Annotated in this window: 15 protein-coding genes; 10 read left to right on the top strand and 5 right to left on the bottom strand. The window is 40.0% G+C overall.

All coding sequences use genetic code 11. From position 1 onward, the window contains the following. The first annotated feature begins 29 nt into the window (after positions 1–29). From F9K23_15640 to F9K23_15630, 3 genes are read left to right on the top strand one after another with little or no spacing between them, the layout of a single operon-like run. Complete coding sequence (locus F9K23_15640; protein ID KAB2913901.1) at positions 30–1733, top strand: ABC transporter substrate-binding protein; 1704 nt, start codon at positions 30–32, stop codon at positions 1731–1733. Beyond that, positions 1717–2505, top strand: a complete 789-nt coding sequence (locus F9K23_15635; protein ID KAB2913900.1) for a hypothetical protein — start codon at positions 1717–1719, stop codon at positions 2503–2505. The genes F9K23_15640 and F9K23_15635 overlap by 17 nt, the downstream gene beginning before the upstream one ends. Further along, positions 2505–4031 carry an NAD(P)H-hydrate dehydratase gene (locus F9K23_15630; GenBank protein ID KAB2913899.1) on the top strand — a complete coding sequence of 509 codons (1527 nt, stop codon included), beginning with the start codon at positions 2505–2507 and terminating at the stop codon, positions 4029–4031. Before F9K23_15635 ends, F9K23_15630 begins: the two co-directional genes overlap by 1 nt. A gap of 60 nt (positions 4032–4091) precedes the next feature. Here F9K23_15630 and F9K23_15625 read toward each other — a convergent pair whose 3' ends face one another. Next, positions 4092–4430 carry a hypothetical protein gene (locus F9K23_15625; protein KAB2913898.1) on the bottom strand — a complete coding sequence of 113 codons (339 nt, stop codon included), beginning with the start codon at positions 4428–4430 and terminating at the stop codon, positions 4092–4094. Between the two features lie 264 nt (positions 4431–4694). Between F9K23_15625 and F9K23_15620 the strand changes: the two genes are divergently transcribed. Continuing rightward, positions 4695–5405, top strand: coding sequence for a hypothetical protein (locus tag F9K23_15620; protein ID KAB2913897.1), 711 nt, complete (start codon positions 4695–4697; stop codon positions 5403–5405). 331 nt (positions 5406–5736) lie between these two features. Here F9K23_15620 and F9K23_15615 read toward each other — a convergent pair whose 3' ends face one another. Together F9K23_15615 and F9K23_15610 are read right to left on the bottom strand one after the other, a co-directional pair. Beyond that, a complete protein-coding gene (locus F9K23_15615; GenBank protein KAB2913896.1) occupies positions 5737–8634 on the bottom strand; it encodes an insulinase family protein in 2898 nt (965 codons plus the stop codon). Positions 8635–8840: 206 nt separating this feature from the next. Further along, positions 8841–9299, bottom strand: coding sequence for a hypothetical protein (locus tag F9K23_15610; GenBank protein ID KAB2913895.1), 459 nt, complete (start codon positions 9297–9299; stop codon positions 8841–8843). Between the two features lie 162 nt (positions 9300–9461). Here F9K23_15610 and F9K23_15605 point away from each other — a divergent pair, with 162 nt between their 5' ends. The 3 genes from F9K23_15605 to F9K23_15595 all read left to right on the top strand — a co-directional run bounded on the left by F9K23_15605 (position 9462) and on the right by F9K23_15595 (position 15488). Further along, complete coding sequence (locus F9K23_15605) at positions 9462–13445, top strand: T9SS type A sorting domain-containing protein (protein ID KAB2913894.1); 3984 nt, start codon at positions 9462–9464, stop codon at positions 13443–13445. 191 nt (positions 13446–13636) lie between these two features. Then, complete coding sequence (locus F9K23_15600) at positions 13637–14089, top strand: hypothetical protein (protein ID KAB2913893.1); 453 nt, start codon at positions 13637–13639, stop codon at positions 14087–14089. Continuing rightward, complete coding sequence (locus tag F9K23_15595; protein ID KAB2913892.1) at positions 14079–15488, top strand: hypothetical protein; 1410 nt, start codon at positions 14079–14081, stop codon at positions 15486–15488. Before F9K23_15600 ends, F9K23_15595 begins: the two co-directional genes overlap by 11 nt. A gap of 56 nt (positions 15489–15544) precedes the next feature. On the opposite strand, the gene F9K23_15590 is transcribed toward F9K23_15595, so the two are convergent. Then, positions 15545–16045: a TlpA family protein disulfide reductase gene (locus F9K23_15590; protein ID KAB2913891.1), complete on the bottom strand. Its 501-nt coding sequence runs from the start codon at positions 16043–16045 to the stop codon at positions 15545–15547. Positions 16046–16133: 88 nt separating this feature from the next. After that, positions 16134–18221 (bottom strand): gliding motility-associated C-terminal domain-containing protein, encoded by a 2088-nt coding sequence (locus tag F9K23_15585; GenBank protein KAB2913890.1) that lies wholly within the window; start codon positions 18219–18221, stop codon positions 16134–16136. 121 nt (positions 18222–18342) lie between these two features. On the opposite strand from F9K23_15585, the gene F9K23_15580 reads away from it, so the two are divergent. From F9K23_15580 to F9K23_15570, 3 genes are all read left to right on the top strand, one after another. Then, positions 18343–20316: a tetratricopeptide repeat protein gene (locus F9K23_15580; protein KAB2913889.1), complete on the top strand. Its 1974-nt coding sequence runs from the start codon at positions 18343–18345 to the stop codon at positions 20314–20316. 61 nt (positions 20317–20377) lie between these two features. After that, positions 20378–20833, top strand: a complete 456-nt coding sequence (locus tag F9K23_15575) for a hypothetical protein (protein ID KAB2913888.1) — start codon at positions 20378–20380, stop codon at positions 20831–20833. After that, positions 20833–21648 (top strand): AraC family transcriptional regulator, encoded by an 816-nt coding sequence (locus F9K23_15570; protein ID KAB2913887.1) that lies wholly within the window; start codon positions 20833–20835, stop codon positions 21646–21648. The genes F9K23_15575 and F9K23_15570 overlap by 1 nt, the downstream gene beginning before the upstream one ends.

Genomic DNA, 21648 nt, shown 5'->3' with positions numbered 1-21648 from the left:
TAGCTTCGCAATGTGGCAACACCACAGTTATGAAAGCTACTGAACTACAAAAATACGCCTTACCCTATGCTTATTTATTCACAGCAAAGGGCAAGTTTTCAATACTTATACACATACTTTTTTTGTTCATAGCCTGCAAAAGTGGACAGTCGGACCAGCCTCGGAAAGTGTTTAGGTATAATGTTGATACGGGTTTATCCACACTCGATCCGGCCTATGCCAGAGATGAATTCATTATTTGGGGAGTGAGCCAGTTGTACAACGGATTGGTGCAGCTTGACAGTGATTTAAAAGTACAGCCTGCCATTGCTAAAAGGTGGGAGATAAGCGATAGTGGTAAAACCTATACTTTTTATTTAAGAACTGATGTTTATTTTCATGATAATAAATGTTTTACAAATGGAAAAGGCAGAAAAGTTACCGCCAATGATGTTGCCTATAGCTTAGGCCGGATTATCAATCCTGAAACCGCAAGTACAGGTGCTTGGATACTTAATAATAAGATTGATGTAAAACGGTTTATTGATAATGAATACCAACCTTTTATAATCAAAAATGACTCGGTATTCATAATTAAGTTAACCAAAGCATTTCCGCCGTTCATTACCATGCTTTCAATGCCTTATTGTTACGTTGTGCCTAAAGAGGCTGTAGAGATGTATGGCAAAGAGTTTAGGTCTAACCCAGTGGGAACGGGGCCGTTTCGGTTTAAACTATGGGAAGAGGGTGTGAAACTGGTGCTGGAGAAGAATCCTAACTACTTTGAAATGGATAAGGGCAAGCGATTACCCTATTTGGATGCTGTGGAAGTGAACTTTATTGAGAACAAACAAACCGCCTTTATGGAGTTTGTGCAAGGTAAGCTGGATTTTTTTGACGGTTTAGAAGGTAGTTATAAAGATGAATTGCTTACTAAAAACGGTCAACTGAAACCCAATTACCAAAACCGTTTCAGGTTAGAGGTAAACCCCTATTTGAATGTAGAATACATGGGCTTTTTGATGGATACCATCGATAATGCTCGCGAGGACTTGCCTTGGCACAATATATTGGTTCGCAAAGCCATCAGTAAAGCCATTGATAGGGAAAAGATGATGATGTTTTTGCGTAACAACATCGGTTTACCGGCCAACGGTGGTTGTGTTCCGCCTGCATTGGCGGGTAGTCTGCAAACCCAAAACGTTCAGTACAACCTTACCGAAGCAAGGGAGCTGCTTGCAAAAGCGGGATATCCCAATGGTAAAGGATTACCTGTATTGGTTATCAACACCAACAAAAACTTTGCTGATATCGCCGCGTTCATGCAAAAGCAGCTAAAGGAAATAGGAATACAGGCCGAGATTGAGGTTACACCCGGTCCTTCGCACCGCAGTTCGGTATCAAAAGGAAGGTTACAGTTTTTCAGGGGCAGTTGGATAGCCGACTATCCCGATGCTGAAAACTACCTATCGTTGTTCTATAGCAAAAACAAAGCCCCCAATGGTCCTAACTATACCCGTTTTGTTAATCAGGAGTACGATAAACTCTATGAAATGAGCCTTACACAAACCAACGACACGCTCCGTTGGCAAAACTACAGGGCAATGGATAGCATTGTAAAGCATTACAGCCCTGTTTTACCGTTGTATTATGCTCAATCATTACGCTTGGTGCAACCATGGGTTAAAGGGCTTAAAAACAACGCTATGAACAGTTTAATACTTAAGAATGTTGATATTGAAAAGAAGAATTGATAGTGTTTGGTTACTACTACTTGTATTAGTGGTACCTGCATTTTTCTCATGCACTACCAACAAAATTGTTGCGGATAATTGCATGCCTATTGCTGAGATGTTTGCTTTTGGTGATAGTAGTGATTTTAAATTAGATACAACTGAGATAAACAAAGAGAAACTAAAAAACTTTAAACAGGAAATTGAAAAGTTTCCTCCTGATGAATCAGGAAGTACATTCTTTGTTGTCCCATTTTTTGTAAACAAGATTAGATTCTTCCATTCAAGATGTGGTAGACTTAACGACAACGAGGAGTATACCCTTTTAGTGGAGGCTTATAATCTAATCGTCAATCAAAAATTTAGCACGGCATATAGCCGCAAAGACATTGTAATAGACAGTATTACTGAGAATTTTAAAAGCCTTTGCAGGGTAGATAGTGTATTTGCATCAGCGGTCGGGATCTTTATGGCCGGTCCTTATTATGGTGCTCAAGTAGAAATAAATGAGAGAGTTACTTCAAAAGATTCGCTATTGATTGATGGCGGGACAGTTGTTTTGTACTACGATGAGTTAAATAAAAGTACGGGTATTGGTTTTACCAAGACCGGAAAAGTGAGTCCTGAATGGTTTATAAACCTTACAGAAAACCCCTTTACATTCAATAAATTCGGTAGTTTAAAGAAAACAGTTTTAGGATATGAGATAGGCTTAGACAGCAATAGCGAAGGATGTAAAGTTTATATGAAACCGGATGGGGCTTTTAGGTTTTATCTTTTAAATATGTTTTAATGAAATTATATACCGCAGAACAAATCAGGGCTTGGGATGAATACACCATAACCAATGAACCCATTGCTTCTATTGATTTAATGGAACGGGCAGCCGTAAAATGTGTAAGGTGGCTAATCGGTCATTTTTCACAAAATACTCACTTTGAGGTGTTTTGCGGTATGGGCAATAATGGGGGTGATGGCTTGGCCATTGCACGGATGTTATCCAAAGAGAGTAAAAACATCACTGTTTACGTATTAAAATCTACTGAAAAAGGCTCTCCTGATTTTGAAACCAATCTTAAACGCTTAAAGGAAACAACAGTAATTGTTGTTGAAGTATCTGCACAAAAAGATTTCCCTGAAATTCAAACAGAAAGCATTATTATAGATGCGCTTTTCGGCACGGGGCTTAAACGTCCATTAGAAGGAGTCGCGGCTCAACTAGTAAGGCACATCAACAATTTTTCAAATACTAAAGTAGCGATTGATCTACCTAGCGGTCTGCCTGCTGATTGGGTAGATAATACTGCTGATTATAAAGAGGTTATCCATGCAAATCACACGATTACCTTTCAAGTGCCCAAGCAGTCATTTTTATTGCCCGAGACGGGTAAATACGTTGGCAGCCTTGTAGTTACTGATATTGGTTTATCTAAAGACTATGCAGTGAACACCCAAAGTCAGTACTATTGGGTAGATAGCACTTTGGTGTTACGCTTACTAAAAACACGTAATCGGTTTTCACACAAGGGCACCTACGGACACGCATTGTTAATCGGTGGGTCAATGGGCAAAGCAGGTGCGATGCTACTGGCAACAAAAGCTTGCATTAAAGCAGGGGCGGGGCTTACCACTGCGTTTGTCCCACGTTGTGCGTATACTCCAATGCAAACCGCCGTGCCCGAAGCCATGACAGAAACCATTCAAAAAGAAGACTTACTGGATTTTATGCCCACAAATACCGATGCTTATACCGCTATCGGAATAGGCCCGGGTATGGGGACACAAATAACTACCCGCGATGCCTTGGATGACTTTTTTGCTACCGTTGATAGTAAGAAGTTAGTATTGGATGCTGACGCGCTTAACTGCCTGTCGCTCAATTTTGCCGAACGTAAAAAGGTAAAGCTCCCCGAAGGGGCAATACTCACGCCGCATCCCAAAGAGTTTGACCGTATGTTTGGCGAAAGTAAATCAGCATGGGAACGTTTGAAAAAACAAACTGAGGCAGCTCAGAAGCACAAAGTAACAATTGTACTTAAAGGCACACATACATCCATTGCCGCACCTAATGGAGAGGTATATTTTAACAGTACCGGAAACCCCGGCATGGCCACGGGAGGCAGCGGCGATGTGCTTACGGGGATTATAACAGCACTAAGAGCACAGGGCTATGAATCTATTGATGCTTGTATTGTTGGTGTTTACCTGCACGGATTAGCCGCCGATTTAGCCTTACAAACCGAAAGTACCGAAAGTCTTGCTGCGGGTGACATTATTGCCTATTTAGGCAGAGCCTATAAACACGCTGGTTCATATTAAAAAGAAAAGCCGACCTATCGGCCGGCTTAACGCTAACTAACTTTGATTTTAACAAGCAACTTATGCTGTTTGGTTTACACCATTCAGTGCAAGATTGTTGTTCAAGGTGGTTCCTGAGCATGTGTACACGGCAGTAGCGCTTGCGCCTTTTTGATAAATAAAGGCTTGCGTATCTTGGTTGTCATTTCCTAACATCACCCATATTTTCATCCAAAGGATTGAACCGTCGGGCACCCCCAAACTACCGGGGTCAGTAGTGTAAGTTTGGTCTAAAAATACATTGCCTGTTTGATTAGATTGTTGCAATCGGCCGTTATCGTCCATGTAAACAAATTCTGTGCGGCACACATAGTTGCCTTGTTGGTGTAGCGTAAATTGTCCAACCGGTTCAAGATTCATAGTGGAAAGTCTTATTCTTATATGCCTGCTTTGTTTACCGATTTTTTGCCATCCACCCCCTGTTGGTAGATTAAAACGTGACAAATTTGATAAGAGCGCAAAGGTTAAAACAGCCTATAAATGACTGATTAAAAATTCAGATAAAAACAACTGTATTCATAACAGGTCAGTCTATACAATTTGAAGCCCGGCATACTGTGAGTAAAATCATTTTTTGATGTCGGCAGCTTGGCTATGTTTGTATTGGATTGTTAAAATGAATAAATGAAACACACCACTGTACTTGATTTAATACGGCAAAATCCTTCGTGTGCGCTAGTGTTGGATGAATACGGGATTAATCATCATGAACACGGTGACAAAACCCTTGAACAGATATGCACTGAAAAGCAACTGGATTGTAATCAATTGCAAACCAGTTTAGGTGCATTGGGCAGCCATGTATACAGTATCGATTTCAATTTGGTATCCATACCTTTTCTTATAGAGTATCTTATTAATACGCATCACGATTATGCCAAAACCAAACTGCCTGCCATACGTAAGGTAGTTGCAATGCTATCGCGACACGATGAAGGGTACCGTGAATTGGAGAAAACCTTCCGCAAATTCAGTAACCAAATGCGTAAGCACATAATACTGGAGGAAGAGGTCGTGTTTCCTTTCATTCTAAAACTACAGGCATTGTATGAGAACTACGACAGGGAAGGAGTAGTTGAACTGCTAGGGAAATACAGCACAGAGATTTTGTGTCACAATCACGAGCATGATGAAGACGAAATGCACGAGTTACGTGTTTTGACAAACAATTTCAGATACAAGAGCACGGATGATTTAAACTATCAGATTACCATGCACGAGTTGTTGCAATTACAAACCGATATGGGACAACACGCCAAAATTGAGGAAAATGTGTTGTTTAAGAAGGCCGCTCAAATGGAGGCCGTATTGCGTAAAAAACTAAAAAGCGCTTAAAATAAAAAGCAGGCAGTGCATAAGCACCACCTGCATACCAAAAGAGCGTTTAAATCTGTTGGGTATTTTTTAGCAACAAAAGCAATGGTTATGCAAGTGTTGCCCTTGTAGGTAATATAGTTGTTAGCTTTGCCAACCCCCAAGCAATTATTCTTTCGTATTCCTTAGCCGTGAAGTAGAACCAATACAAAGGTGCAGGTTATGCTGTTGCTGCAAAAGGGCATTTTTGCTTGTTTTGTATTACGGGTATTTTTACCTGTTTTTTGGGTTTGGGGCAAAAAAAATCCCCGCCTTTGGGGCAGGGATTTTATTATGAGTTTATGAAACCTGATTATTTAACTTCGGTTTCAGTAATTACTTTACGGTTTGCGTTTTCGTCAATTTCTTTCACTGTGATACGGTCAGGGTCAACAGTCTTAAGTTTACCAAAGTTTAGTTTCTTCAAACCATCTTTAATCAACTCTTCGTCACCTACAACCACAATCACCATTTTGTCTAAATCAAGAACTTGCTTAGCCAACTCATCAATTTCTTTTTTGGTCAATGAGTTCAACACTGCAGTTTGCTCAGCAGTAAAGTTTTCAGGCAGGTTATAGCGCTCAATCATGTTAAGGAACTGTGCTTTTTGGAACGAAGATTCGTAAGTAAGCGCATCACCTTGTTGAAGTGCGTTTTTAGTATAAGCCAATTCTTCTTCGTTTATACCTGTATTGCGGTATTTTTCCATCTCGCCAATTAGTTCACGAACGGCACTATCAGTAGCAGAAGTTTTAATACCGGCACCAAATACAAACATACCTGGATACTCAGAACCTATAATAGATGTACGGGCACCGTAAGTCCAGCCTTTATCTTCACGTAGGTTTAGATTGATACGGCTGTTAAAGTTACCACCCAATGGGAAGTTCATTACTTGTTTTTTGAAGAAATCACCTTTGTAATCGTATTTATCGCCCATCATACCCATGCGGATTTGTGATTGAGGAGCGTTGATTTTATCAATTACGTAGATGGCTTTCTCAGGTTTGTGGTTGAAAGTTAATACAGGTAGAGTAACGTTTTTAGGAGCCCATTTTTTCAAGAACTCTAGTTTAGGCAACAATCCGTCTTTATCAATGTTACCTACAGCGGTAATAGTAGTAAGAGTAGGAGTGTAGTATTTGTTGTAAAACTCTTTTACGTCTTCCAAAGTGATTTTGCTAAGGGTTTTATCAGTACCATTAGGGCTAGCACCAAAAATGTGGTCGTCACCGTAAATCAATTTGTTAAATGCTTTAGTAGCAGTTAAGCTGGCATTTTTCTCTTCAGTAAAGTAGTTTTCGATTGCTTGATTTTTAACACGTTTAAAGTCTTCTTCGTTAAAACGTGGGTTAAACAGTATTTCTTCAAGCAGTTTAAGAGTTTGATCCAAGTTTTTGTCCAAAGTGCTAACGTTGATAACAGTAGCATCACGACCGGCGCTAATAAATATAGAAGCACCAAGCTTGTTCATTTCTTTTGAAAGTTGCTCAGGAGTATAGTTTTTAGTTCCTTCATTCATCATTTCGGCAGTTAAACGTGCCAAACCGATTTTTTTAGTATTGAAGGCTTGCAACTGGTGACCGCCTTTGATTGAGATTACTAAGTCAACAGTAGGAACTTCAGTAGTTTTAGTACCAATTACTTTGATACCGTTAGGGAACTCAGCTTTGTAGAATTGAGGAATGATAGCAGCTTTAGTTGGTCCTGCAACAGGGCGTTTGCTACGATCGAAGTTATCTTTAACAGGGGTGTAAGTAAGACCTTTGTATTCAGCTTCTTTAGCAGCATCAACTACACCCGGGTATGGGTTACGGCTGAACGATGAATCTTTAAGTTCTATTGGACGTGGTTTAACGTGTACATAGCAAGCGTTACGACTCTTAATGTATTTTTCGTAAACACGGGCAATATCTTCTTTAGTTACAGCGCGGTAGCGTGCAATATCATCTTTAATGTTGTATGATTTGTTACCCAACAACATAGTCCATTGGGTAAGAGTACCGGCTTTACCGCCAACGCTTTCCATAATACGAACAAGAGTAGCTTCCATGTTGGTTTTGGCTGCATTCAAATCGTCGTCGGTTACTTTGGTTGGGTCAAACTCAGCAATGGTTTTCTTTAATAAATCTTCAATCTCTTTTTGTTCATATTTAGGTGAGTAGAAGATTTCAATAGTGAATTCACCGCCCAACTCGCGGCAAGGATGTGAAGCACTGGCTTGAACTGCTTTTTCAGTTTTTACGAAGTTTTGGTACAAAGGCGAGTTGTTGTTACCACCGAAAATCTCAGCAAGAATATCCAACGCAGGCTCGTCTTTATCATAGTTGGGCACTGTAGGGTAAGCTACCAAATCAAGAGGGAAGAACACGTTATCAAGGTAAGTTGCGTGTTTTTCTGAACCCAATATTGTTTTGTCAACCCTCATTTTTGATACGGGTTTGCCTTTAGGAATTGGAGCGAAGTATTTTTCTACCATTGGGTAAACCTCGGTAGGGTTAATATCACCAGCAATTACCAATATAGCGTTGTTAGGTCCGTACCAGCGAAGGAAGAAGTTTTTAAGGTCATCAACAGTTACGCTGTTCAAATCTTCAACATAACCGATAATCGGCCAGCTGTAGGGGTGACCTTGTGGGTAAAGGGTTTGTCCCATAATTTCCACATAAGCCATTGCGTAAGGCTGGTTTTCGATGTTTTGAGATTTTTCGTTTTTAACGGTAGCGCGTTGTACTTCAAATTTCTTTTGGGTAACGCTATCCAACAAAAAGCCCATACGGTCAGCTTCTAACCACAAAGCGGTTTCAAGCATGTTACTGGGTAGGGTCTCAAAATAGTTGGTACGGTCGCTGTTAGTTGTACCGTTCATGTCACCACCTGCACCTTGCACAATTTTAAAGTGCTGCTCATCCCCAACGTTTTTAGAACCTTGGAACATCATGTGCTCAAAAAAGTGAGCAAAACCAGATTTACCCATGCTTTCACGGTTACTACCTACTTTGTAGGTCATTTCAACATGAACAATAGGGTCGCTGTGGTCTTCGTGCAAAATAACGGTAAGCCCGTTGGCCATCGTCCATTTTTCATAAGCAATCCCCAATTCTCCTTGAGCAGGGGTGTAGCGTTCAATTAATGTCCAGCCTGCCGGAGCTTGTGCCTTAAGCACCATGCCGGCAAAAAGGGCCATAAACAGTAGTGATACTTTTTTCATATTAGCTTTAATTTTTCTGAATTTTGGTTACCAAGAGGTATTATTCAAGCTTCAAAAATACATATTAAACTATTAAGCCTGCAAAGTATCGTTTAATGCTACACGATACCCGATGAAAATCACACCTAAATACATAAATACTCGTTGTGCATTAAGAATGTAATGCTCTTTATACCAATTATTTAAATGAGTCTGTTAAGACGGTGTTATCTAACACCCCATTCCCACATTCCAAATCCCGTTTTTTTGTCCAAAGGGTGTCCGCACTGCTTAAGAGTAAGAGCTATTTGTCCCCTATGATGCGCCTCGTGAGCAATCAGATACCCTAAAAATGCTTCGGGGTGAGGCTTAAACCCTTTTATCTTGCCCGTTGCAAAACCCTCTTCAAGTAGTTGCTCCATAACCTTTCCCGAAGCTTCCAAAGCTGCTTTCAGCAATTCTTTATTGGTAGCTTGTTCCTTTTCAATTTTGGTCAATTCACCCTTCAATTTTGGAGAAGCAGCATCAATCCACATCAAGCGCACATTGTGCAGGTGTGCCCATTGCTCACCCACACTGCGGCCTTTACCCAAAGCCTTATCATTAAGAGCCTCCACTTCAATTGCATCAAGGGTATATAAGTTGATACGGTTATTAATGGCAAAGGTTTCTAGTAGAGCATTCATAGTTATCAATAGTAGTAAGCAAAATTAAACCGATTCCTATAAAAATGATAGGCCAGTTGATGGAGTAAATGTTTTAGTAATGTTTGGGTGATGGTATCATAATTTTTGAATAACCGTTTGGTGATGTTGTGATAATAGCATTGCAACCACAAAGAAAAATATATGGGAAAGAAAACAACATTGATTTTTAGCTTGTTACTGTTTGCTTTTATAAGCAATACGGGCTACTCACAAACACATATTCATTACTGGAATTTTAACAACTCGTCAACTGAGACGGATTTGTTAACAGCTAAACTATCCTTGGTGTCGGGTGCATCCATTCAACACATTCAGGGCGGAACAAGTGCCATACAAATAACCAGCAATACAGGTCAGGGTTTTGAAGTAACCAATCCAAACACGCGTAATTCTGATTCTTCGGGGTCGCATTTACGTTTTAACAACCCTATTGGCGGAACCTTAGTGTTCTCATTGCCAACTATAGGTTATACTGATGTGGTGGTTAAATATGCCACCCGTCGCTCAGGTTCGGGAGCCGGTACCCAAAAAATTGAGTACAGTACTGATGGCTCTTCGTACACCGCATTTACCGATATTAATCCTGTAGACGGTAACCCAACCCTGCAAACGTTAGATTTCTCTGCTATTATAGCGGTGGATAATAATGCTAACTTTAAAATACGCATTACGTTTGAACAAGGTCCCGGCGGTACTGTAGGTAATAACCGTTTTGACAATTTCACAGCCGAGGGCACAGGTTCAGGTCCGGATGTAACTGCACCTGTAGTTACGTTTATCCCAGTGGACGGTGCTTTACATTTAGATATTACAACAAAACCTAAAATTTCATTCAACGAGGCAGTACGTTTGATTAACAACACTGCCCTTAGCAATACCAATGTAGATGCTTTGGTAGAGTTGCGTTTGGATAATGCAAGCGGTGCAACTGTTGCGTTTGATGCTACTGTTAGCGGCAATGAGATTATTATCACGCCTGCTGCAAATTTGCTTAATAGTCAGAAGTATTATGTTGCGTTAAAAGCTAATAGTGTGGAAGATATGAGCGACAATGCTGTAGTTGCGTTACAATCAATGTCGTTTACTACAATTGCGGTTCAAACCCAGTTTAATGCAGGTGATTTAGTACCTGTAGCCTATCGTATGAATGCTACTTCGACAGACGATGAAGTAGTCTTGCTAACCTTTGTAGACATTTTACCCGGAACGATGATTAACATCACCGATGCAAAGTACACTGATAATACACCTGCACAATGTGCCGGAGGATTTGTTTGGACTGCCCCTGCAAATGAGTGCATACCTGCTGGCTCAATCATAAACATCAAAAACGATGTTCCCTCAGCTAGTAAAGGCACTATTACAGGTGGTGGTTTTGGTTTAAGTTCAGGTGGCGACCAATTTATAGTATATACAGGTACCGCTGCTAATCCTAAATACATTACTGCGCTTTCATCAAATGGATGGCTTACTGCAAACACCTCATGTTCAGGAAGTAATTCAAAAATACCTGCAACTCTTACCGATGGTCAAAACGCCCTTAACGGTAGCACTATTACAGGTAACGTAACCGGCAATACAGCTAATGCTTACTACAACGGTACCCAAACAGGTACAGCATCTCAATTGCGTGCAGCTATCCTAAACCCTGCTAATTGGGTAGGAGCGGCTTCGGGTACTGCGCCCCAAACATGGCCTACATGGAGTTTCCCCGGACCTCCTTCAGTATTGGGCACTAAAATCATCAACCAAACTACCGTCCAGGTTTTCTTTAGCAGCGATTTGGACAATGCAACAGCAACCAATACATCTAATTTTACGGGTATCAGCGGCTTGGTTAGCATCAGCAGAACCAACAACGGTACATTGGCTGATACGCTTACCTTAACTTATAACACTCCGTTCACTCCCTCGGCTACACTTTCTATCACGGTAACTAATGTTAAAGACAGCGAAGGAAACATTATGCTTTGCCCGTATAAGTTTTCGTTTACTTACAACACCGAGGTTTCTTTTGCTAAATCGTTTATATCGGTTAATGAAAATGCCGGTGTAGCGGTAGTGAATGTCACCATTAAAAACCCTTCAAACTCAACAGTAAATCTTGTGTTAAAAGGTGCTGCGTTTAATACCGCTTCAGCAACTGACTTTAATTTCGTTAATCAAACCCTTACCATTATAGGTACTACTACATCGCATGTTATCAATATCCCTATTGCTGATGATAATCTGAACGAACAGGACGAGTACTTTACATTGGCACTTGAAAGCCCTGTAGGACTATCAATTACTGGCAGCAATTTGTTTACCGTATATATTAAAGATAACGACCACAAAGCACCAGCAGCCAGCAAAGAGGTTGAACTAAACTACGTAACCAGCTACGAACCCGTTGTCGGTTCAAGCACTTGTGAAATTGTAATGTTTGATTCTGCTTCAAAACGTTTATTCTCAATCAGTGCCGTACAAGACCGATTGGATATTTCTGATTTCAGTAACCCTGCCAATATCACGTTGATTAAATCAATTGATATGAGCACTTACGGCGGTATCACCAGCGTAGCTGTTAAAAACGGTATCGTAGCTGCTGCAAGCCCCAATGCAAACGAGCAGTCGGATGGTTCAGTGGTGTTTTTTAATACCAATGGCGATTTTCAAAAGCAAGTTACTGTAGGTGCATTGCCTGATATGGTTACTTTTAGCCCAGACGGTTCTAAAGTAATGACGGCCAACGAAGGCCAACCTAACGATTCTTACACCGTTGACCCCGAAGGTTCTGTTAGCGTGATTGATATCAGTGGAGGCATTACCAATCTTACCCACGCTAACGTTACCACGGTTTCGTTTACCGGTTTTAACAGCCAAGAAACTGCCTTGATTGCATCAGGTGTTCGCAAGCTTAAAGCCACAAGTACACTTGCTCAGGATTTTGAACCCGAATACATTACCGTTTCAGCCGATTCTAAAACGGCTTGGGTTACGTTGCAAGAAAACAACGCTATTGCAGTTATTGACCTTACTAACAACACAGCGACATCAGTTTGGAGCTGCGGTACTAAAGATTTTAGTTTAATGGGTAATGGTTTTGATGCTTCAGACAATAATGGTACAATACTTAATAGCAACTGGCCTGTAAAGAGTTTCTTTTTGGCCGACGGTATTGCCAATTACGCTGTTAACGGAACCACCTACCTTGTTACAGCAAACGAAGGTGATGAGAAAGAATACACTGGTTTGAACGAACGTACCACCGTAGGTGCTATTAAATTAGATTCTACCAAATTCCCGCAAGCACCTATGTTGCAACAAGCGCATAACTTAGGTCGTTTGCGTGTAACTAACCTGCAAGGTGACACCGACAAAGACGGTGACTTTGACGAATTATATATGGTAGGCGCCCGCTCTTTCTCAATCTTTAATGCTAGTAACAATACAAGGGTTTTTGACAGCGGTGATGATTTTGAAACCATTACGGCTGCTGATGCCACTTACGGTGTATTGTTTAATGCTGATAACGAAGGTAACGGACTAAAAGGCCGCAGTCGTGCAAAAGGCCCTGAACCAGAAGGCGTAACCTTGGCCTCAATTTCGGGTAAAACCTTTGCTTTTGTAGCGTTAGAGCGTATTGGCGGAGTGATGGTGTACAACATTACTGACCCAACGTCTCCAACTTTTAGCGATTATAAAAACAACCGTAGCACCACCAGTTTTACCGGCGACCATGGTCCTGAGGGTATTATTTATGTTAGCCCTAAAGCTAGCCCAACTGGTAAAGGCTATATAATTGTGGCTAACGAAATAAGCGGTACTATTTCAGTATATGAAGTAAAAAGCAACTTGCCTGTATTGCCAAACGGTGTTCAAGAGGTTGAGAACAGCAAATGCAAGTTATATCCTAACCCAGCAGCCAATGAAGTAACCATTGACTACACCGTTGAAAATGCTCAAGAAGTATCTTTTGAGGTGTTTGATATGGCAGGCAAAATGGTGTTTGCCCAAACAATGCCCGCAGGAGCTAATACAGTTTCAATAAGCACAGCTACTTTGGATAACGGCATCTACTTTGCCCGCATAGTAGCCAATAAACAAGTACTTTCTACCGAGAAATTGGTAATTGTAAAATAACCTATCAATAGCTTTTAGTATGAGCGCAATCCAAACGGGTTGCGCTTTTTTGTTATTATTTACTAAAACCATATTTAGAAAATATAAATTGCTGTATAATTTTAATTAGTTGATTTGTATTTGATTAGCAAAAAAATGTTGCTGATAATATATTTATATGATACTTTTAAAATTCTAATTGCTATTTGGAAATGATACTAGAAAAAATTGCAAAAACAATTAAAAGAATTAAAGATATTGAGTTGTCTGTAAAGTATTTCGTAATCCCTTTAATAATCGGAATTTTTGTACAACCGCTCATCGTTGACGCATTTTGTACTCATTTCAGAAAAAGTACACAAAATAAATTCATGTTTAGAATTGAAAAGAAGGACGGTAGTATTGATGTTTTTCGTCAACAAAAGATTCATATCCTTAACAAGGATACATATGAAAGTGATGAAAATGGATACATCACAATGGAGGGCGAAAGTAGCACAACTTTCTTTAATCTTATTAAATGCGAAAAATGCAATACAGTTGACACTTTCACTTACATTATAAATAATCCCGATGATACTCTAGAATACAGTGGTAAGTTTCCAGCAGATCTAACAATTGACAACATTGCCACACCATTTATCATAACCTTATATGAAAATTAAATTTTTGCTCTTACTATCACTTATTTTCATTTGTCAATTTTCTAAATCTCAAAATAATGATTCTAAAACCAAATCAAAATACCTTAAAGGTATTTTGATTAATAAGGAAGGGCATGAGATACCAAGTAATTTGAAAATTGAAGTCACTTACAATGATAAAAGTAACAATACTTTTACTAAAGAAATCATTACCAAAGCAGGAGGAGCCTTTAGCGATGAAACTATTGGGTTACCTAATCTATTGAAATTTAAAATTAAAGATAAAGAGTTTGTTCTTGCTGAACCAAAACAAACCCTTAGGGAAGTTGGAATGGTAGTTTTAGAGATTGATCACGCTCCCATATTTAATGAGAAAGTTATCCAAAAGGGAAACAGGAAAGTTTCATTCATTGAATTCATTGAGGAAGCGGATTCAATACAATTAAGAAAGCTTGAGAAAATAATCAATTTTGGAAATAGAGGTATACTCGAGGCTATACTGAATGTAGGGGAAAAGGTTGATAAACTTGCCGAGCAGCTTAATTATAGAGAACCCTTGGAAAAATGCAATGAAAACATGCAGTACTTAACAGAAAAATATTTGCGGCAAATATTCATTGATAGTATTTTAAAAACAGACACGGGGCAATATCTTAGAATGATTAGGGATCTTGATTATGAGAGGAAAATGCTACATAACAAAGTAGACTTACTTAGTTATAAATTCTCTTTTTATGGTTGCCAAACGATCTCAGATGATAAAAAGAGAATTGAATTTAGGATCTTAGTCCAAGACAGCCTTAATAGGCCTGTGAAAATGGATATTCCAATTAAAGTTGCAATCGAGAAGATCACAGGTTTAAAGAGTGAAAATGGAGCTTCGTTAATAAAAAGTGCCACCGGTGATTATTACTTTGAGACAATAGTCAAAACAAACCCTTTTGCAACTATTGTTTTTCAGGCAAATGAGGAAGTGTTTTCTTCAAGCAAGTCAGATTATAGAATTAAAGTTTATTACATTCACTCATCAAGAAATAGTCATTTAAAACTTGAAGCAAACTTATTTGATTTGAAAACAAACTGTTTTCAATCAAGATCAGAAAATATTGATAGAGTTATCGATACGCTAAGATTTAATAATTCAATTGTTTATGCTAAGATTATTAGGAAATCGAACGAACAGAAAGATATTTTTTTCGAAATAAACCATTTGACTCAGCAAAAAATTGATTTAAAAGGAAGTCGACAAAAATGCAAGTTCAAGTTTCAAAAAGGGTTAAACACATTAACAATATCAAATGAAAAAAGAGAGAGCCTTGATATTTATTTTTTTAACAAGAGAGATAAAAAATCAAGCATGCAAAAGGTTGAAGTAAGTGAAGATTTCGGCAATCAATCATTCTTGGTTTATATCGAATAGTAAAAAAGTCCGTTGCGATACTTTCACAACGGACTTTTACTATTAGTAGGAAGCTGTTACTTGTTCAACTTAGCAAGCTCAGCAATTTTTTCTTCTAGTTCTATTTCGGCACCTTCTTGGTAGCCGGGGTGGCTGTAATACAAATTACCTTTTTGGTCGTACACAAACGTGTAAGGAGGGTCAAGAACGTTCATGGCACGTTTTAGGTCTGATGCCACATCTAACAATATTTTGTAGCCCACCCAGTTTTTAGCTTCAACAAAGGGTTTTACTTTTTGCGTAGTACGAGAATCGTCGATAGAAACAGCAATAAACTCAATATTGTATTTCTCTTTCCATTCTTCAATCACATCGTTAATATTGGTAAGCTCTTTCAGGCAGGGCCCACACCAGGTAGCCCAAAAATTAATCACCACAATTTTTCCGCTATCGGCCACTTCTGATACTTTAATAGCATTACCATTAAGGTCTTTCAAAGTAATATCGGGGATACGGTTTTGAGCCATTGCAGGCACGGCAAACAAAAAGGCCAAAATGGGTATTATCAGTTTCTTCATTCGGTGTTAAATTTTATACAAGTATATAGGTTTCAATAAAAATGCCAAAACCTATCTCAAATCACCGATAAAATATTTACCAAGCAGTTTAGCGCAGCAACATCACGTTTCCACGGTGGTTGTAGTTACGCAACTGTTTGTTTTGAAGTCCTTTAAACGATAATTGCCAAGCGTAGGTGCCGCTTGTGGCTGCTTGCTGTTTATAAGTGCCGTCCCAACCGTAGGCGGGGTTGGTGCTTTCAAACATTTTTGCTCCCCAACGGTCAAATATTTCAATTTTGTAATCAGTAATGTCTGAAAATACAGGGGCAAACACATCGTTTTTCCCATCACCGTTCGGGCTAAAAGCATTGGGCATATAAAAAGTAAAGTCGCATAACCGTTTCACGGTTGCACCATCTCCGGCCTTACAACCGTTGTTATCTTCCACCATCACAAAATAATCTCCCGCTTTGCTCACAATAATCCATTGTGTGGTATCGCCCGTAGGTGTCCATTTATAATAGTTGTGTCCTTTGCCCGCATCCAGTTTCAGCAATTCCGAGCTATCATCACAAATAGAATATTCATTGCCAATATCCACCAACAGATTGGGGTGTTCAATTACTACAATACTGTCTTCTCCGCTGCATAGTCCGTTATCTACCTTTACCCAATACGTGCCACCCTTTTTCACAGTTATCTCAGGCGTAGTTTCACCGGTACTCCACAGTTGTTTTGGGCCTTTACCGGTGGGGGTAAGCACAATACTATCTCCCTTGCATACCATTGTGTCATTGCCCAGCGAAACTTCATCGGCAATAACAATGATTACCCGTTTTGCCATAAACAATTCAATACCGCATCGGTACCAGTCTAAGGTGGCTACATAGCTGTTAATACTGCTGTATTTATGCTTCGGGCTTAATAATGATGAGGTGTTTTCTTCGGGAGGACAGGCGAAGTCGCTAAAATTCCATCGAACAGAGTCGGCAGTGAAATTACTGTGAATGGTAAACTTTACGCTGTCACCCAAACAAGTGTTTGTAAACGAAAAGGTGATTCCGTAGTTAGGCGCATCAATAAAGTGTTTGCTGGTATCGTTGATAAAGTTGGGGAACTCAAAATTACTATTGCGCCCGATACCCAAATTCAGGGCATCTTTTTTATAGCCGCAGGTAGCCGCGGGGTTGTTCGGAAACTCAATCACATCAATAACAGGTGAGGGGATTGAATTATCGTGAGTGGTAATGTATAATTTACCATCGGGGCCAAGCATTAAGTTATTAAGGTTTTGCGCATCGGTGGCTGCAATGCCCCAGCTGCTAAAATTAGTGCCGCTGTATTGCACCACTTGGCTCTCCATATACGAGTAAGCAACATATAATTTACTATCATCGGGAGAGAACGCTATACCATATGCATAGTCCCATTTGGCGTCTCTGTGCAATGTGATAGGATTGCTCAATTGTCCGCAAAGCTTATCAAAATCAAAAACTTGTGCAAAAGCATTTAATGAATCGGCGTAGTGGGTAATTACAATCTTATCGCCTTTGGCATTGCTGACTAAATCACCAAAGTTTCTGCCCAAAATGCCTATTTTGATTTCAGTGGGTATTGGCTTTATACCTGTTTCGGTAATAGGAAAACAGAAGAACGAGTTGTTTGCCACATCTCCGTTGCTATGGGTAACCAACCAGTAACCGTTATTTACCGATTGCTTTACTGCGGTGAAACTGTAGGAAATTTTTTGGGCTACAATGTTGTTTTTAGAAATTACATTTCCCTGCCCGCTGTTTTCGGTCACATCTACTATTGAGTAGCTAAGCGTTTTTGTGGCATTAACCGTAAAGATAAAGTATTTGCCCTTCTGGCCGGGAAAAGGGACAATCAATGTGCCCTGAGCGTTAATTTCATTGATTAATCCACTACCGTTGGGCATCAATGCATGAAATTTGTTCCAAACACTCACTCCGTCGGTATAAAACAATAACTGGCCCGTAACTTCATCAGAGATAGTGGCTGATGCACGAGTTTTCATGGCACAATCATTTGCAACGGTTGGTTTTGGATTGGTGCTGCCAAATTTTATCGCTGCGTTATTGCCAAAGTACCAGTTATCACGCTCGTGTTGAGCCAATGCAACGGCAGCCGTTAATATAAAAAACAGAAAAAAGCCGCCCTTTAAATTTTTCATAGTTGGTTATACAATGTTAGGCATTAGTTTTATGTGCCTTACACGTTTTAGACAAGCAAAAGTTTTTAAAGGTTGCGTTGCTCTAATTATTTATACCCGAAATTAGTTTGCATCTGAACTTTTGAAGCCATTACTTCGTTACCACAAAAAACAAATGCTTCGCAGGCCGCAAATAATACTGTTGCTGATAGCCCTTTTTGCTTTTGCAGGGGTGTGCATCCATTTTTGTTGCCAACCCAAAAGCAGCGAAGGCAGCCCTGTGGCATTGGCCTACCTCAATCACCACGATACCGTAAAGTATGTAGGCATGAACACCTGCCGAGCTTGCCACGCTGATAAACACAGTACGTTTGTCCATACGGGCATGGGCTTATCGTTTGATAAGGCTACTCCAGAAAAAAGCTCGGCTAACTTTAAACACGGGGCTGTGTATGATAAATACCGTGATTTTTACTACCAACCTTATTGGGCAGGAGATGAATTTTACATTAAAGAATATAGGCTTGAGGGGAAAGATACCGTACACAAACGGGTAGAGCGTATCAGCTACATTGTTGGCTCAGGGCAACACACCAACTCACACATTATTGAAACCAACGGGTATTTAAACCAAGCCCCGCTTACATGGTATGCCCAGCAAGGCAAATGGGATTTACCCCCCGGTTTCGAAGACGGCCATAATACCCGGTTTAGCCGGATAATAGGCTTGGAGTGTATGAGTTGCCACAACGGGTTGCCCGGTTTTGTACAAGGTTCAGAAAACCGTTTTACCAAAATACCCGGTGGTATCGACTGTGAGCGTTGCCACGGACCCGGCCAATTGCACGTAGCACAAATACAAGCAGGCAAGTTGGTGGATACCGCCAAAGAAATAGATTACACAATAGTAAACCCCCGCAAGCTAAGCTGGCAACGCCAGATTGACCTTTGCCAACGCTGCCATTTGCAGGGCAATGCAGTATTGAAAGAAGGGAAGGAGTTTACCGATTTTAGACCCGGTATGGTGCTTAGCGATTACTTTGAAGTGTTTATGCCCCGCTACGAAGGCAGCGATACAGCCTTTATAATGGCCTCTCATGCTGAAAGATTGCAAATGAGTAACTGCTTTATAAACAGCAATAAAAATGCGGCGCAGGGTAAAATGCAGTTAACGTGTATTACTTGCCATAACCCGCACGTATCGGTTAAGGTAACGGGCAAACAAGTGTTTAATGATGCTTGCATCAACTGCCACCAACAGCAAACTTGTACCGAAACAGAAGCGATACGCAAAAAGGCAAACAACGATTGCAGCAGTTGCCATATGCCCAGTACGGGAACTATTGATATTCCGCACGTTACTGTGCACGACCACTACATCCGTAAACCTGAAAAGAAAACATTAAGTGCTGAACAAGCTAACAAAGTAGCCCGTTTTATAGGCATTTACTCGGTAAATAACCCAAATACCGATGCATTGACCAAAGGGAGGGCGTATTTAAGCTATTTTGAGAAGTTTGAGCCCTCAAAATATGAGTTATTAGATTCGGCATTGTTTTATCTGCAAAAAGCCAATGCACCCGCCAAAGAGTTTATACATCATGCCTTTTTAAAGATAGATTATACCCAGTTGTTGAAATACGTCCCGAAAGCAGAAAACCCCGATGCTTGGACGGCCTACCGAATCGGGCAAGCCTATTACAGCACTGCAAACAGCAAAGAGGCTGAGAAATACTTTGCCATTGCTGTGGCAAAAGCCCCGCAAAATATTGAGTTTACAGCCAAGTTGGGGACAGTAAAACTTGAACTGAACAAAACCGATGAAGCTAAGAAGTTGTTTGAAGAGTTGCTGAAAGCCTATCCTAAACATACGCAAAGCCATACCAATCTTGGGTATTTGTATTTCTTGCAGGGAAACATCGCTAAAGCCAATGAACATTACGATAAAGCCGTTACTCTTGACCCTGACTACGAGCCTGCGCTATTAAACAAGGCCGGACTTTATAATTACCTGAAAGAATACAACAAAGCCCGACAGATTTTACAACGTATTCTTAAACGCAACCCCAACAACCAGCGGGTGAAACAAATGCTGGAAAGCCTCAAAGGATTGTAGTAAATTCTTTCATAAAATACATTTAGTAAAACTTTAGCAAAGTCATTATAACACCTAATAAATGAGTAAAATATATCGTTCAAGCTTTTTGTCAAACCCTAATTTGTATTTTGCTTTATTACTTGTAACGGGTGTTATAGGTTTCTATTTTGGTATTAGGGAAATGCGTGCAGTATTTCTAGCTAACTTGATACCTTTGGTAGGTTTGTTTATCAATAACCTTTATCCGCAAGTATTAAAATTAGTGTATGACCAAACCGATGATACACTTACATTATCAATCTCAAAATACCTGTTTATAAGAAAGACCGTTACAATTTCTAAAGACCAACTGAGGATAAATTTCCATGATTATCCCAAAAGTTTTGCACAACCTCTGGAGGTGACTTTGATAACTGCTGATGGTACTGTTTATGTAATGAATACTAAGTTTTGGGGACGTAAACAACTGAAAAGAGTGCTGAAAGAGGTTTGGCAAATTGATGTTGCCAGCCCTAAGGAATCCGCTAATAAATAATGAGCATACGAGCCGAAATAATGGACGCTGAGTACTTTGCAAAGCAATATTGTTTTGCTGTACCCGGCCTGTTATTGCAGCCGTATGTGGAGTGCTACTGGCAGTTGGACTTAAGAAACGGAGCACCTGAAAACGATTATTGGGAGCAAATATTTGCCAATTTAAATGCTTCGTTGGTGTTTAATTTGGGTAGCCCTTTTGGTATAAAGAAACAAGAAGGCACGGATGAATGGAGTTTTGCAAAGAGTATTGTGGTAGGGCAGCGTAACCAACCGGTAATGTACCACCATGCCGAGGGTAATTTTTTGTTGGGCATTAAGTTTAAGCCTGCCGGACTTAGCTCATTGCTTGCTGTTGATGCTCAGGAACTAAACAACGGGTTTGTATTGATTGAAGAGCTTGCCAAAACTGCCGAGTTGGAAGAAAAACTGGCTAACGACACTCTTTTTGAACAACGCACGCAACGGTTAGAAGTGTTTTTAACCGCGTTATTGGCCAAAAACGAGGCGAAGAATTACCGTCATCATTACCTGCACAAGGCAATCAACCATTTTCAGCAGGCGCAAGGGGCATATAATGTAAATCAACTGGCAAATGTATTAAGCCTCACACCTAAAACACTTACCCGTTATTTCGTACATAGCGTAGGGCTTACCCCGAAAGTAAGTGCCCGTATCATCCGTTTCAGAAAAGCATTGCCGTATTATGTGGCGTATGGGTCGGCCTATCCTTATGAAGAATTGGGTTATACCGATTTCTCCCATTTTATAAAGGATTACAAAGCCTTTGCCCAAAAAGAGAATAAAAAAGGGTAG

Source organism: Bacteroidota bacterium, assembly GCA_008933805.1.
Taxonomy (GTDB): domain Bacteria; phylum Bacteroidota; class Bacteroidia; order UBA8524; family UBA8524; genus SB11.
This window is presented reverse-complemented; position numbering and strand designations above follow the sequence as displayed.